Annotated in this window: 13 protein-coding genes; 6 read left to right on the top strand and 7 right to left on the bottom strand. The window is 67.7% G+C overall.

Features of this window, described 5'->3' with window-relative positions; translation table 11 throughout:
* Positions 1-75: 75 nt before the first annotated feature.
* Entirely contained in the window at positions 76-1,419 is a 1,344-nt protein-coding gene (gene lysA, locus NP4_RS18055) for a diaminopimelate decarboxylase (protein ID WP_067999184.1), read from the bottom strand.
* Positions 1,420-1,571: 152 nt separating this feature from the next.
* Positions 1,572-2,366 carry a mycolate reductase gene (gene cmrA, locus NP4_RS18050; protein ID WP_067999182.1) on the bottom strand — a complete coding sequence of 265 codons (795 nt, stop codon included), beginning with the start codon at positions 2,364-2,366 and terminating at the stop codon, positions 1,572-1,574.
* Between the two features lie 172 nt (positions 2,367-2,538).
* On the opposite strand from cmrA, the gene NP4_RS18045 reads away from it, so the two are divergent.
* Together NP4_RS18045 and NP4_RS18040 are read left to right on the top strand one after the other, a co-directional pair.
* A complete protein-coding gene (locus NP4_RS18045; protein WP_147288025.1) occupies positions 2,539-2,958 on the top strand; it encodes a serine hydrolase domain-containing protein in 420 nt (139 codons plus the stop codon).
* A complete protein-coding gene (locus NP4_RS18040; RefSeq protein ID WP_067999177.1) occupies positions 2,955-4,457 on the top strand; it encodes an alpha/beta hydrolase in 1,503 nt (500 codons plus the stop codon). Before NP4_RS18045 ends, NP4_RS18040 begins: the two co-directional genes overlap by 4 nt.
* Before the next feature lie 153 nt (positions 4,458-4,610).
* On the opposite strand, the gene NP4_RS18035 is transcribed toward NP4_RS18040, so the two are convergent.
* The 4 genes from NP4_RS18035 to NP4_RS18020 form a co-directional block, all read right to left on the bottom strand.
* Entirely contained in the window at positions 4,611-5,201 is a 591-nt protein-coding gene (locus NP4_RS18035) for a VOC family protein (RefSeq protein ID WP_067999175.1), read from the bottom strand.
* Complete coding sequence (locus tag NP4_RS18030) at positions 5,198-7,225, bottom strand: NADPH-dependent 2,4-dienoyl-CoA reductase (protein WP_067999174.1); 2,028 nt, start codon at positions 7,223-7,225, stop codon at positions 5,198-5,200. The genes NP4_RS18035 and NP4_RS18030 overlap by 4 nt, the downstream gene beginning before the upstream one ends.
* Complete coding sequence (locus tag NP4_RS18025; RefSeq protein WP_062508438.1) at positions 7,222-7,797, bottom strand: PadR family transcriptional regulator; 576 nt, start codon at positions 7,795-7,797, stop codon at positions 7,222-7,224. Before NP4_RS18025 ends, NP4_RS18030 begins: the two co-directional genes overlap by 4 nt.
* A gap of 200 nt (positions 7,798-7,997) precedes the next feature.
* Positions 7,998-9,401: an MFS transporter gene (locus NP4_RS18020; RefSeq protein WP_067999172.1), complete on the bottom strand. Its 1,404-nt coding sequence runs from the start codon at positions 9,399-9,401 to the stop codon at positions 7,998-8,000.
* Positions 9,402-9,682: 281 nt separating this feature from the next.
* On the opposite strand from NP4_RS18020, the gene NP4_RS18015 reads away from it, so the two are divergent.
* The 3 genes from NP4_RS18015 (at position 9,683) to NP4_RS18005 (ending at position 11,941) form a co-directional block, all read left to right on the top strand.
* Entirely contained in the window at positions 9,683-10,060 is a 378-nt protein-coding gene (locus tag NP4_RS18015; protein WP_067999170.1) for a hypothetical protein, read from the top strand.
* A gap of 78 nt (positions 10,061-10,138) precedes the next feature.
* The gene (locus NP4_RS18010; protein WP_245998321.1) at positions 10,139-11,083 is read left to right on the top strand and encodes a helix-turn-helix transcriptional regulator; all 945 of its coding nucleotides are present in this window, start codon (positions 10,139-10,141) and stop codon (positions 11,081-11,083) included.
* A gap of 93 nt (positions 11,084-11,176) precedes the next feature.
* Entirely contained in the window at positions 11,177-11,941 is a 765-nt protein-coding gene (locus tag NP4_RS18005) for an SDR family NAD(P)-dependent oxidoreductase (RefSeq protein WP_067999166.1), read from the top strand.
* Between the two features lie 2 nt (positions 11,942-11,943).
* Here NP4_RS18005 and NP4_RS18000 read toward each other — a convergent pair whose 3' ends face one another.
* Positions 11,944-12,555, bottom strand: a complete 612-nt coding sequence (locus NP4_RS18000; protein WP_067999416.1) for a TetR family transcriptional regulator — start codon at positions 12,553-12,555, stop codon at positions 11,944-11,946.
* Between the two features lie 165 nt (positions 12,556-12,720).
* Here NP4_RS18000 and NP4_RS17995 point away from each other — a divergent pair, with 165 nt between their 5' ends.
* Positions 12,721-13,830 carry a ferredoxin reductase gene (locus NP4_RS17995; RefSeq protein ID WP_067999164.1) on the top strand — a complete coding sequence of 370 codons (1,110 nt, stop codon included), beginning with the start codon at positions 12,721-12,723 and terminating at the stop codon, positions 13,828-13,830.
* The last annotated feature ends 5 nt before the right edge of the window (positions 13,831-13,835 follow it).

The raw sequence follows: 13,835 nt of genomic DNA, 5'->3' as shown, positions 1-13,835 counted from the left end.
CGGAGGGGTCCCCCGGCTGGGGGCGGGGCGGTCGATCTGCCGTCGTCGGTCGGGTCCGTCGGGTCCGGCTTCCACTCAGCCCAGATCGCGGCTGAGCAGATCGGCCGGGGTCTCGCGGCGCAGGACCTCGTGGCAGCGGCCCTCGTGGACCGCCACGATCGGCGGGCGGCCGACGCCGTTGTAGGAGGAGGCCAGGCTGTGGTGGTAGGCGCCCGTGCACGGGATCGCCAGTACCTCGCCCGGGCGCAGATCCGCGGGCAGGCTGACGTCGGCGGCCAGGATGTCGCCCGCCTCGCAGTAGCGGCCCGCGACGGTCGCGGTCATATGCGGGCCGGTGGGGTGGCGATTGGCGACCACGGCGTCGTAGCGGGCGCCGTAGAGCGCCACGCGCGGGTTGTCGTTCATACCGCCGTCGACGATCACATAGGTGCGCCCGCCCTCGATGTGCTTGACCGCCATGACCCGATACAGGGTGACACCGGCGTGGGCGACGATGGCCCGGCCCGGCTCCATGGCGATATGCGGGCGCGGGAAGTGATTCAGCGCGCACGCGGCGTCGAGCGAGTCGTCGACGATATCGGCCAGTTCGGCCAGATTCATCTCCGCGTCGCCGCAGCGATACGCGACCGCGTGTCCGCCGCCCAGGTCCAGTTCGGTCAGGGTCACGTCGTAGTCGCGGCGGATCCGGGCCATCTCGGCGACCATGCGGCGCACGGCCTCACCGTAGAAATCCGCCTCGTGGATCTGCGAGCCGAGATGGCAGTGCAGACCCACCAGTTTCAGATTGGGGTGGCGCATGATGCGCGCGATGGCCTCGTCGGCCTGCGCGCTGCCCAGCGGCAGACCGAACTTCTGATCGGTCACGCCGGTCCGCACGGCCGGGTGGCCGTGCACGTCGATATCGGGAGACAGCCGCAGCAGCACCTGCTGCGGTTTGGTGGCCAGGGCGGCCAGCAGGGTGACCTCGGTGAGCGAATCGATCACGATTCGGCCGACGCCCGCGGCCACAGCGGCTTCGAGTTCACAGAACGGCTTACCGGTGCCGTGCAGCACGATGCGCTGCGGATCCACATCGGCGGCCAGCGCGATGGCCAGCTCACCGGCCGAGCACACGTCGACCGACAGACCCTCCTGGCTGATCCAGCGGGCCACCGATTTGGTCATCAGCGCCTTGGCGGCGTAGATGATCTCGGCATCGGGGAAGTGCTTGCGATAGGCCTGGCAGCGCCGACGGACCTCGGTCTCGTCCAGGACGTAGGCGGGGGTGCCGTACTGATCGGCGATATCGGCCAGGGCCACGCCGCCGACGGTGATCCGGCCGAGGTCGTCGTAGTGCGTTTCGCACGGCCAAACAGAGGTGTCCACTCGTGGAGACGGCATTCCCGACCGCAATGACGGGAAGATCTCGAGCAGCGTCACGGCTTCTCCTGTGAGTTCCCCGCTTTCTCCTTACTGCGGGGCCATCGTCAGGACTACGCCGTTTCCGGGTGGAAGAAGCAAGCCGTTACGCGCCATTTACACCCGGCCCGGCTATCTTGATGCCGCACTGACATCGATGTGACCGGGAACGCTCAGCCGCCCAGCTTCTTGTAGAACGACCCGACGATGGGCGCGGTGATGGCCCGCGGCGCGTACTGTCCTGCCACGCTCATACCTTTGCTGATCAGGCCGGGAACCACGCGCATCTTGTTGCGGGCGAGCGCGTCGATGGACATCTTGGCGGTGGCGGCGGCCGTGACCCAGATGAACTCCGGGATCTTGGTGCTCACCTCCTCCTGGTCCGGATTGTCGGTGCGCACCGGGCCGGGGGCCAGCAGGGTGACATTGACGCCGCTGCCGGTGAGCTCGCCGCGCAGGGATTCGGAGAAGCTGTTGGTGAACGCCTTGCTGGCGGCGTAGGTGGTGTTGTTGGGAATCGGCATATTGCCCGCGGCCGACCCGGTGATGAGGATGCCGCCGCCGCGCCGGGCGATCATGCCGGGCAGGACCGCCAGCGTCAGATCGTGCACCGCAACGGCATTGAGCTCCATGATCGAACGCTCGAATTCGGCGTCGAGCTTCGCGACCGGGCCGAAGGTGGCGACACCGGCGTTGTTGCACAGGATCGCGATATCGCGGCTGGCCAGCTCGGTGCTCAGTGGCGCGCGCTGTTCGCGATCGGACAGATCCACCGCCCGCACCTCGGCGGTGATCCCGTAGCGCTCGGTCAGCCGCTGCGCCAGATCGGCCAGCAGTTCGCCCCGGCGGGCCACCAGGATCAGCGAATAGCCACGGCTTGCCAGCTCCTCGGCCAGCGCGGTTCCGATTCCGGAGGAGGCTCCGGTGACGACGGCACGATTCTCGGCAGTGGGTGCGGGAAGGCTCACGGTCCGGGAGCCTACCTGCGCCGGGTCGAGGTGGGGATAGCACCACCACGGGGCGGGTGGGTACTGCACCGCGAAGACGGGTGTTCGCAGGATGGGGGATCCGCCTCCGAATCCATAGCGTGATCGGGGAGCTGTTCACCCGGATGGAACGGCAGCGGCGCAGGAGGCAATCGTGTTGGGCAGGACAGATTTTCGACGAGGTGTGGCCGGTGCCGCCGCGGTCGCGGTGCTGGTTGGTACCGTCGCGGCATGCGATTACGGTGCGGCCGTGGGAGATTCGGTGGCCGTGCCGGGTCGCGCGACGCTCGCGCAGGCGCTGGACGAGACGATCCATCGCGGCTATCGGACCGAGACGGCCGGAGGGGGTGATCTCGCCTCCGGCGAGCGATTTCGCGACGGCGACCACATCCGGCTCCGGAACGACACCGAAACCTTCGTCGCGGCGGTGTTCGGTCAGCCTGTTTCCGAAGGGACGGTGGAGTTGGACGCGCCACTGGAACGGTATCTGTCTGGTGTGGTCGCGGGGGACGGCCACGACGGCGACGTCATGAACAAGACCTTCGACGCCGCCCTCCGCGAGGCCGGGCAATGAGACACCAGAAGAAAGGTGTGCTCGTCCTCGCCGTGGTGACGGCCCTGCTGGCGGCGGCCTGCGGGACGGCCGACCCCACCCCGGCCCCCACACAACCCGACCTGACCAGCTTCTACGAGCAGAAGCCGCAATGGCGGCCGTGCGGTGACGAGCGCCTGGACAAGGCGGGCGCCCAATGCGCCGACATCACCGTGCCGCTGAATTACATACAGCCGCAGGGTGATACAACAACAGTCGCCATCTCCCGCCTGGCCGCGGATCCGGCACAGCGGCGCGGAGTCATGCTGTCCAATCCCGGTGGCCCCGGCGGGCCGGGACTGGACTTCACCCTCGGCTTCGGTACGGGCCTGCCGGACGATGTGCGCGCCCGCTACGACATGATCGGCATGGACCCGCGCGGTATCGGCCGATCCTCGCCGGTGAACTGCCACTGGCCGACCGGTCTGTCCCTGCGCTCGGCCGGCGCCGATCCGGCGAAGTTCGACGAGAGCGTCGCGCAGGTCCGCGATCTGGCGCAGCGCTGCCAGAGCGCCGAGGGTAAACGGCTGGCGCAGATCAACACTCGCAATACCGCCCGAGATATGGATGTGATCCGCGCCGTGCTCGGCGTGGACAAGATCAGCTACTTCGGCACCTCCTACGGAACCTATCTGGGCGCGGTCTACACCCAGATGTTCCCCGAGCGCGTCGATCGTTTCGTCCTGGACAGCTCGGTGGATCCGGATCGCTACGGCAGGGGCATGTTCGAGGACATGGTCGCGGTCAACGAGCGGGCGCTGGACGAGTGGGCCGACTGGACGGCCGCTCGCGACGGCGAATACCGGCTCGGCACAACACGTTCCGCCGTGCGGGCGACGGTGTCCGAACTGATTCGCACGGCGGGGGAGACGCCGATCCGGATCGGCGCCCATGCCGTGGACGATCGGCTGCTGCCTCTGCTGTTGTTCAAGCGCCTGTCGGACCCCGCGCAGAACGCCGATCTGGCCACGGTCATTCGACAGTTGGCCGACGCGGCGGAGGGGCAGCAGGTGCGGCCCGGCCCCTCGCTGGAGGAGGACTTGGCGCTCATGCTGGACGGCAAGCCGATGGAGGCCTCCGGCCAGGACGCGGTGATGTGCGGCGATGTGTCGTACCCGCGCGATCCGCAGTGGTATCGGCGGGCCGTCGAGGCGGGCCGGGCCGAGCATCCGGTCTTCGCACCGCTGCTCGACAACATCAGCACCTGCGCCTTCTGGGCGGATCCGGCGGAGCCGTCGACGAAGGTGCGCAATGACCTTCCCGTGCTGATGATTCAGGCCACCGGCGATACTCGCACCACCTATGCGGGCGCGCAGGCGATGCACCGGGCCCTGACCGGCTCCCGGATGGTGACGCTGGAGAACACCCGGATCCACGGCATTCTCGACACCGTGCCGAACCGGTGCGTGCGAGCCGCGGTCGCCGCCTACTACCGCGACGCGACCCTGCCGCCCGCCGATATCGCCTGTGCGGCCGAGTGATTCGAGGCCGCGATGACCACTGTCGAGGAATTCCTGATCGGTCCCTGCCCCGCGTCGTCGGAGCTCGACAGTGCACTGGTACGGGCGGCGGTGCGCGCGATCGTCACGGCCGCGCGCCTGCTCGCCCTGCTGATCCGACTGACCGCGGCGCTGTTACGAGCGCTGCTTCGGCTCCATGATCGCCACGCCCCAGCCGACATGACCGGTCCACACGCTCGCTATCCGGCCGCCCTGTACGGCCGGTTTGGGATCACTGATCGGTCCGCCCGCCGCGCGGACGGCCGCGACGGTGGCATCGAGATCTGGTGCGCCGAAGGCGATTCCGGCCAGCATCGGTGGCTGGCCGCCCGCGGCGACCACCTCGATGAACGCCTCGCCGACCCGGTAGAAGGCCATCTCCGGCCCGGCGGGCCCGCGCGGATGGAAGCGGCGGCGGGGTTCGGTGGCCAGCACATCGTCGAGACCGGCGACGGCCGCGTCGAGGTCGGGCACCCAGTAGACGATGTGGTCGACGAAGCTCACACCGTTGGGGTGCGCACCGCCGGTCACATCGCCGCTCACCAGCTCCGCGATGCCGAGCACCGACGGATCGGCGTGCGCCCCGGCGAAGCCCCAACTCGGCTGCACCCCGACCACGCACGAGATGCCACCGATCCGCATCCGTCCGCCTTCGAGATCGAAACCCAGTGCCGCCCAGGACTTCTCGTCGCCGGGCAACCCGATCCGGTCCAGCAGCGCGGTCACAGCGACGCGGCCAGCCGGGTGCCCTGATCGATGGCGCGCTTGGCGTCCAGTTCGGCGGCAAGATCGGCACCGCCGATCAGATGGATACTGACACCCGCGGCCTTCAGCGGTTCCTCCAGTTCGCGCACCGATTCCTGTCCGGCGCACAGGATCACGTTGTCACATTCGATGACGGTCGGCCGCTCGCGCTTGTCGCCGAAGCTGATGTGCAGGCCGCGATCGTCGATGCGCTCGTAGTTGACCCCGCCGATCTGCTCGACCCCCTTGGCCTTCACCGCCGCCCGGTGCACCCAGCCGGTGGTCTTGCCCAGGCTCTTGCCGAACGAACCCGATTTACGCTGTAGCAGAACGACTTCCCGGGTCGCGGGAGCGGGTTTGGCGAGGGTGAGCTGGCCGGGTGCGTTGGGATCGTCACTGGTGACGCCCCACTCCTCTTTCCACTCGTCCAGCTTCAGCGAGGGGTGTCCGTCCACGGTGAGGAATTCGCTGACGTCGAATCCGATTCCGCCCGCACCGATCACGGCCACCTTCTTGCCGACCGGCTTGCCCTCGCGTACCAGTTCGGCATAGGTGAGCACCTTCGGATGGTCGATGCCGGGAATGCTCGGAATGCGCGGGCGCACACCGGTGGCCAGTACCACGTGGTCGTAGCGGCCCCGCACCAGCTCCTCGGCGGAGACCCGGCGGTTCAGGAACACCCGCACCCCGCTGACCTCCAGCTTGCGGGTGTAGTAGCGGATGGTCTCGTTGAACTCCTCCTTGCCCGGAATGCGCCGGGCGATGTCGAACTGTCCGCCGATCTTGTCGTCGGCCTCGAACAGATCGACCTTGTGGCCGCGTTCGGCGAGATTGACCGCGGCCGACAGTCCGGCCGGACCGGCGCCGACCACCGCGACCCGCTTGGTCCGCCGGGTCGGCAGCAGTACCAGTTCGGTCTCGTGTCCGGCGCGCGGATTGAGCAGACACGACACCGTTTTGTGTACGAAGGCGTGATCCAGGCAGGCCTGATTGCAGGCGATGCAGGTGTTGATCTCGTCCTCGCGGGTCTGCTCGGCCTTGCGGACCCAGTCCGGATCGGCCAGCAGCGGCCGGGCCATGGAGATCATGTCGGCGTCGCCGCGGGTGAGGATCTCCTCGGCGGTCTCGGGCATATTGATGCGGTTGGACGCGCAGACCGGAATGTCCACCAGCGCCTTGATCTTCGCGGTGTACTCCACGAAGGCCGCGCGCGGCACCGAGGTCACGATGGTCGGAACGCGGGCCTCGTGCCAGCCGATGTCGGTATTGATGATGCTCGCGCCCGCGGTTTCCAAATCCTTTGCCAGCGCGAAGATTTCGGTCTCGGTCTGGCCGTGTTCGACGAATTCGGCCATGGACAGCCGGAAGACGATGATGAAGTCCTCGCCGACGGCCGCGCGCATGCGCCGCACGATCTCGAGGGGGAAGCGCCGCCGGTTCTCCGCCGAACCGCCCCAGCGATCGGTGCGCTTGTTGGTGCGCGGCGCGAGGAACTGGTTGATCAGATAGCCCTCGCCGCCCATCACCTCCACGCCGTCGTAGCCCGCGAATTTCGCCAGCTTCGCGCAGCGCACATAGTCCTCGATGGTGCGCTCGACGGCCTTGTTCGACAGCTTGCGCGGTTTGAAGGGGTTGATGGGCGCCTTGATCGAGGAGGCCGAAACACTCCACGGCACATAGGCATAGCGTCCGGCGTGCAGGATCTGCAGTGCGATCTTGCCGCCCTCGGCGTGTACGGCCTTGGTGATGGCGCGGTGGCGGTAGGCCTCGGTCTTGTTGGTGAGCTTGGCGCCGAAGGGCAGCAGCCAGCCCTCCCGGTTCGGGGCGTAGCCGCCGGTGATGATCAGGCCGACCCCGCCGCGGGCGCGCTCGGCGAAGTAGGCGGCCAGCCGATTGGTATCCCAGGCCCGATCCTCGAGACCGGTGTGCATGGAACCCATGACCACGCGATTGCGCAGCGTGGTGTGGCCCAGATCGAGCGGTTCGAACAGGTGGGGATAGGTCACGGCGTCACCTTTCGGTCTTCGGGCTGCGGCGACAGGTCCCGGCGCAAGCCGTCGAGCACCTCGTCGCACCATTCGATCAAGCCCGCCTCGGCCCGGATCCCGCCCCGCAGCACCAGATATTGATGCAGTGCGGAACCGGTGAGCCGGGTCGGGTCGGGGAAGTCCTTTTTCTCGATGAGTCGATAGACCTCGAGACGCTGCGCGTGTTGCTCGCGGTGGCGGGCCACCTCGACGCACAGGGCGGCCACGTCGCCGTGCCCGGCGGCGCGAATCTTTATGCCGAGTTCGCTGCGCATCGGGCCGATATCGTCGCTGGGCTCGGCGATCCAGCGCCGCAGTTCCGCGCGACCGGCCGAGCTCACGGTATAGACCTTCTTGTCCGGACGGCCCTCCTGCGCGACGGCCTCCCCGCTGATCCAGCCTTGCTCCTCCATGCGCTTGAGCACCCGGTAGATCTGCTGGTGGGTGGCGCTCCAGAAGAAGCCGATGGACCGGTCGAAGCGCCGCGCCAACTCGTAGCCCGAGCCGGCGCGCTCGGTCAGCGATACCAGTAGCGCATGCTCGAGGGCCATGCCGCGAGGGTAATTGATACTAGCCGTACTATGCAACTTGGTGCATAACGTTCAGGCGAAGTTCACGATTTCCGCTGTTCAGGCGAATGTAATTGAGACTATCTGTATCATCAATCGCGGGTGCTCTGCACCATCTCGGATACGGGAAGGGCACCTCGCGGATCCGGGAGGTCCGCGGGGTGCCCTTCTGTATGCGCCGGTCAGCGCGTCGCGCGCGCGGCCAGTGCGGCCGCGATCAGGACCGTCGCCCCCGCCGCGATCGATGTCGTGCGCGCCGCGTCCAGGGCGTGTGATCCGGCCAGTGCGAGATAGACCGATCCGAAGGCCGCGACCCCGACCATCATGCCCAATTGCGAACTGGTGGCGAGGATTCCGCTGGCATCCGCGGCGAGGGCCTGCGGCACCTTGGACAGGGCCCGGTTCATCAAGGGGCTGAACGCGAATCCGTATCCGAGGCCGAGCGCGGCCGACAGGATCAGTTCCGGCGCACCCATTCCGTGGCCCGCGCCCAGGCGCGCGCCGAGCCCGACCATGGCGACGGCGGACACGATCAGGCCCGTCGGAATCATCGCGCGGTGGTAGCGCCGGGGCAGGCGTTCCCAGTTCATACTCGCGAGACCGAACAGGGATCCATTGGGCAGGAACAGCAGTCCGGCATGCCAGGCCCGATAGCCGAGCGGGCCCTGCATATGAAGTGCCATGAGAAACAGCCAGCCACTGAAGGTCGACATGATCACGAAGATCGTCGCCGCGGCCCAGATCAATCCCGGTGCGCGCAGTACCCGGTCGGCGAACAGTGGCTCGCCGCCGCGCCGGTGCACCGCCCGCTCGACCAGGGCGAATCCGGCGAATCCGACAGTGGCGCAGGCGAATGCGATCCAGGTCCACACCGGCCAGCGCTGTTCGTGCCCCAGCACCAGCGGCAGTACGAACAGCAGTACCGCGGGCGTGAGCACGGCCAGTCCGGCCAGATCCAATCGGCGATCGGCCCGCCCGGTGGTCGCGGGCAGCACCCGCGGCGCGATCGCGAGCAAGATCATCCCGATGGGCACATTTACCAGAAAGACTCCGCGCCAACCGGTTCCGGCGAGATCGAGGCTCACGATCAGGCCGCCGAGAATCTGACCGGCCACCATCGCGCCGGAGATCACCGCCGCATAGGCCGACAGCGCCCGTGCCCGGGCCGTTCCGGTGAAATTCTTCTGTATCAGGGTCATCACCTGGGGCACCATCGCGGCCGCGCCGATGCCCTGCCCCACGCGAAAGCCGATGAGCGTCCCCGCATTCCACGCCAGCCCGCAGGCCAGCGACGCCGCGGTGAATACGGCCAGGCCGGTCAAGAACATCGCGCGCTGCCCGAACCGATCGCCCAGGCGGGCGCCGGTCACCAGCAGGACGGCGTAGGCGATCACGAATCCGGAGACGATCAACTGCAGCGCCGAACCCGTGGCGCCCAGCGATGTTCGAATGGAGGGAATCGCGACATTGACGATCGAGGCGTCCAGTACGGCCATGAACTGCCCGAACAGCAGTACCGCGAGCAGGGTCCGGGTGCGGGCGCCGACCGTGGGTGTCGGTGGAGCGTGGGTCAGCGTCTGTGTCATGCGATAGAGCCTGGGCGAGAATCGATCCCGGTAACAGGAGCCCGCTCATCCTGGTACCCGCAGCACCCGTCAGGGTGTAGCCTGTCGAGGCGTCAAGATCAAACAACGAACTTCCGAACAAGATCGTTGGACCGGCACGCGCGCGCATCTCACGCGCATCGCCGAGGCTGTTCCACCGAATTGGACACACTGGTGAACGCGCTGAACAAGTACATGCTGAGCGGATTTCATTGGGACAAACCGCGTGTCGAACCGCCGGCCGCGCTGTGTGGAGAAGCGGCATGAGCGATTCCCATCCAGTCCTCGGTATCTGGGAGGTCACCGCGCAGGACACCCCGTTCGCCCATCACGTCATGGTCTTCCGTCCGGACGGCACCGCGGTCCAGTCGAATCCGGACCGGGGCATCCGCGTCTCCAGCGACAGCAACGGCAGGGGTATCTGGCGGGCCGACGGCGACCGAGTGGCCGGTGCGTTCCTGGAATATGTCGTCGACCGAACCGATCCCGCCCTGGTGAACAAGGGCGTCATCGGTTTCGAATTCGAGGTCATCGGAGACCGGTTGGAGGGCTCGGCGACCGTGCGGTTCTACGACCTGGCCGGTGAGCTGCTGCGCGGCCCGTCGACCTCGCGATTGACCGGCATCCGATTCATCGGCTGATCCCGGTGTCGGCGATCACCTCATCCTGGTACCGATGACACCTGGATACCGGATAACGGGTGCGGCAGCATGGGTCGGGTGACGATCACCGAGCAGGCAGCACCCGATTCCCGGCAGGTCCGCAAGGCGCGCCGCGGCGAGCTCGGCGCATTCCTGAAATCGCGGCGGGCCCGGATCACACCCGCCGATGTGGGCCTGCCCGCCGGGATGCGGCGGCGCACCCCCGGGCTGCGACGCGAAGAGGTGGCCCAGCTCGCCGGGGTGGGCGTCACCTGGTACACCTGGCTCGAGCAGGGGCGCGATATCAATGTCAGCGTGCAGGTGCTCGACGCCATCGCGCGCACGCTCGCACTGGATCCGGTCGAGCGCGCGCATCTGTATCGGCTCGCCGATGTGCCGACCGTGCCGAGCTGGCATGCCGAGGAGATCGTTCCCGAGGAACTGCAGGGGATTCTGGACCAGCTGCATCCGCTGCCCGCCGCGCTGCTGAGCGCGCGCTACGACGTGCTGGCGCACAATGCCGCCTACGCGGCGCTGACGCCCGGATTCGTGCGCGGGGATCGCAATGTGCTGCGGCGGGTGTTCCTGACCCCGGACTGCTGCAATCCGTATCCGGATCAGAACGAACATCTGTGTCGCATGGTCGGATTCCTGCGCAGCGCCTATGCCAAGAATCTGCACGATCCGGAGTGGATCGGATTCGTCGAGGATCTCTGTGCGCGCAGTGCGCGGTTCGCGTCGCTGTGGGCCCGCAATGATGTGGCCTCGCCCCTGGGTCGCCACCGGCTGGTGCGCAATCTCGCCTCGGGGGATATCGACGTCATTTTGACCAGCATGTCGGTGCCGACCATCGCGGGTTCGTGGGTTCAGATCTTCACCCCCGCCGACGATTCGGCCTGGGAGCGATTGCGAGCCCTGCTGGCGATGAGCGACGAGGCCCGCGAACGGCCCTGGCGCGAGCACACCGAGCGCTGTCACGGCGCTGCTCGGGAGTTGCCGGCTACCTCGGTGGTTGCTGGCTGATATGCGCCGAACCCGGAACCGGACCGCCCGGTGCGTCAGCGGGATGCACGCGAATTCGCGGCTAACTCGAAAACCCTTGGCTACCATGGGCTGATGGCGCAGTCCTACGTCGTGACCGGCGGCGCTCGGGGGATCGGTCGGGCAATCGTGGCGCGTTTGCTGACGCGTGGGCACGTGGTGGTGGTAGAGCGTGACACCGGAGGTTTGTCCGGGCCGCCCTGGAACGGCGAGGGAATCTCGCTGATCCAGGGCGATGCCGGGGCCGAGGAGGTGGTCGAACAGGCCGCCGAGGTCGCGTGGCGGGCCGCGCCCCTGGTGGGCTGGGTCAACAATGCCGCGATGTTCCGCGACGCCTCGATCGATTCCACGCCCGCCCCACGGGTTCTCGAGCTGATCGAGGCGAATCTGCGTCCGGCACTGACGGGATCGGCCGTCGCGGTCCGCGCCTTCCTCGCGACCGGGACCGGCGGATCGATCGTCAATATCAGCTCACATCAGGCCCGCCGCGCGGTTCCGGGCGCGCTGCCCTACAGCACCGCCAAGGCCGCGATCGAGGGGCTGACCCGCGCGCTGGCCGTCGAATACGGCGGCCACGGCATTCGGGTCAATGCCATCGCACCGGGCACGGTTGCCACCGAACGCTATTCGGAATATCTGGCCGGGCTCGCCCCGGCCGCCGCGGATTCGGTGGAGCGGGAGATGGCGGCCCTGCATCCGCTCGGTCGCGTGGCCACCAGCGACGAAATCGCCGCGGCGGTGGCGTTTCTGCTCTCGGAGGAGGCGAGTTTCGTCAACGGGGTGAGTCTGGCCGTCGACGGCGGTCGATCGGTGCTGGCCCTGGACCCGGAGGCTCGCTGACCTCAGTTCGAACGCCAGGCCGCCATGCCGAGCGCGATCAGACGCACCTGACGAACCGTGCCCTCGACCAGGGCCGCGCGTTCGGCGGGCGCGGTGGCGACATAGTCGGCGATGTGATTGGCGACCGTCGAGACGATCAGCTCGGCGGCCAGTTCCAGATCCTCCGGCGACCAGGTGTCCAGTGCCCGGATCCGGGACAGATCGACCACCAATTCCCTGATGATGAGCTGCATTTCGACCGCGATCGCGCCGCGCAGCGTGGCCGATCCGCCGTGCCGCTCGCGCACCAGGAAGCCGTAGAGATCCTCGCGCCCGGCGACCTGGCCGAAGACGAAGCGGACCGTCGCGGCCAGCCGCGCGTCCGGGGTCCGGCGCAATTCGCGCAGCGCCAAACGCAATTGGCGCACGCCCTCGTCGACCAGGCTCGTGCCCAGTTCGTCCAATGAGGTGAAGTGCCGATAGAACGCGGTCGGCACAATGCCCGCCGAGCGGGCGATCTCGCGCAGGCTGAGCGCGGCGAAACCCCTGTCGGCGGCGAGCGCGAGGGTGCCGTCCAGCAGGGCGCGACGGGTGCGCTCCTTGCGTTCGCCTCGGGTCTCCACCTGCTCAGTCATCTCGATGAGCATACATCCGTTCACGATGGGTTCCTTCACTCGGGTGTTGCGTCGGTCACAGCCGCTGCAGGTTGAATAACTGATGCGCGAGGGGGCACACTAATCGAGTGTACAGATGTGCACTGGAAATTTGGTGGTGCACGATCCATAGCTTGGGAGAACCGAATGGTGGGACTCATCGACCTGGTGCAGACGCTGACCACGCCGCATCCGCTCGATCGCTATCTGGAACTGGTGCGGCCCACGCTCACCGTGCGCGATATGCGGGCCGAGATCACCGAGGTCCGGCGCTCGACGCCGGGATCGGTCACACTCACGCTGCGCCCGACCCGACAGTGGCAGGGCCATCGCGCCGGGCAGTACGTCCAGATCGGTGTGCTGATCAACGGCGTCAAGCACACGCGCTGCTATTCCCCGATCGACCCGCAGGGCCGGCGCGACCGGCAGCTGCGGCTGACCATCCGAGCGCATGAGCACGGGCTGGTCTCTCGGTATCTGCACAGCCGGGCCGCGCCCGGCATGGTGGTCGATCTGGCCCCGGCCGCGGGCGTCTTCACTCTGCCGGATCCGCTTCCCGAGCAGATCCTGCTGATCAGCGGCGGCAGCGGCATCACGCCGGTGCTGTCGATGCTGCAGACGCTGGCCGCGCGCGACTATGCGGGCAAGCTGGTGTTCCTGCACTACGCGAAGTCGCCCGAGCAGGTGCCCCATCGCGCCGAACTCGACGCGATCGCCCAGCGGCATCCCAATTTCCGCATCGCGCTGTGTTATCCGTCGCTGGATCTGGCCGAACAGCTCGACGGCGCGCCGTGGATCTGCGCGGCCCCGCTGGTGAGCGGCTACTTCGACTACGACCAGCTCGAGCGCGTCGCACCATGGTTCGCCAAGGCGGAGACCTTCGTCTGCGGCCCGCCCTCGCTGATGGCGGCCGTGCGCACGGTATACGAGGCCGAGGAGCTGGAAAACCGCCTGCACACCGAGGAATTCGTGGTCACCACCACCCCGGTGGATCCGGCCGAGGTGAGCGGCGCGACGACCTTCTCCGCCAGCGGGGTCAGGGCCGACAACGCCGGCACCAGCCTGCTGGAACAGGCCGAAAGCGCCGGACTCACACCCGAATACGGCTGCCGAATGGGGATTTGCTTCTCCTGCACCGCGGTCAAGCGCTCCGGTTGCACGCGCGATCTGCGCAGCGGCGAACTGCACAACGATCCCGATCAGTCGATCCAGCTGTGCGTCAGCGCGGCGGTCGGCGACGTGGACATCGAAATCTGAGAGGG

Origin of the sequence: Nocardia pseudobrasiliensis NBRC 108224, assembly GCF_001613105.1 — a bacterium.
In the GTDB taxonomy this organism is placed as follows: Bacteria; Actinomycetota; Actinomycetes; order Mycobacteriales; family Mycobacteriaceae; genus Nocardia; species Nocardia pseudobrasiliensis.
The sequence above is the reverse complement of the archived record's forward strand: the minus strand, read 5'-3'. Positions and strand labels throughout refer to the sequence as shown.

Bases quoted from the DNA above. Each gene is read 5' to 3' on its own strand.
- NP4_RS18040 (WP_067999177.1), top strand. From the start codon at position 2,955: ATGAGACACCAGAAGAAAGGTGTGCTCGTCCTCGCCGTGGTGACGGCC.
- NP4_RS18025 (WP_062508438.1), bottom strand. From the start codon at position 7,797: ATGGCCCTCGAGCATGCGCTACTGGTATCGCTGACCGAGCGCGCCGGC.
- NP4_RS18020 (WP_067999172.1), bottom strand. From the start codon at position 9,401: ATGACACAGACGCTGACCCACGCTCCACCGACACCCACGGTCGGCGCC.
- NP4_RS18015 (WP_067999170.1), top strand. From the start codon at position 9,683: ATGAGCGATTCCCATCCAGTCCTCGGTATCTGGGAGGTCACCGCGCAG.
- NP4_RS18005 (WP_067999166.1), top strand. From the start codon at position 11,177: ATGGCGCAGTCCTACGTCGTGACCGGCGGCGCTCGGGGGATCGGTCGG.
- NP4_RS18000 (WP_067999416.1), bottom strand. From the start codon at position 12,555: ATGACTGAGCAGGTGGAGACCCGAGGCGAACGCAAGGAGCGCACCCGT.
- NP4_RS17995 (WP_067999164.1), top strand. From the start codon at position 12,721: ATGGTGGGACTCATCGACCTGGTGCAGACGCTGACCACGCCGCATCCG.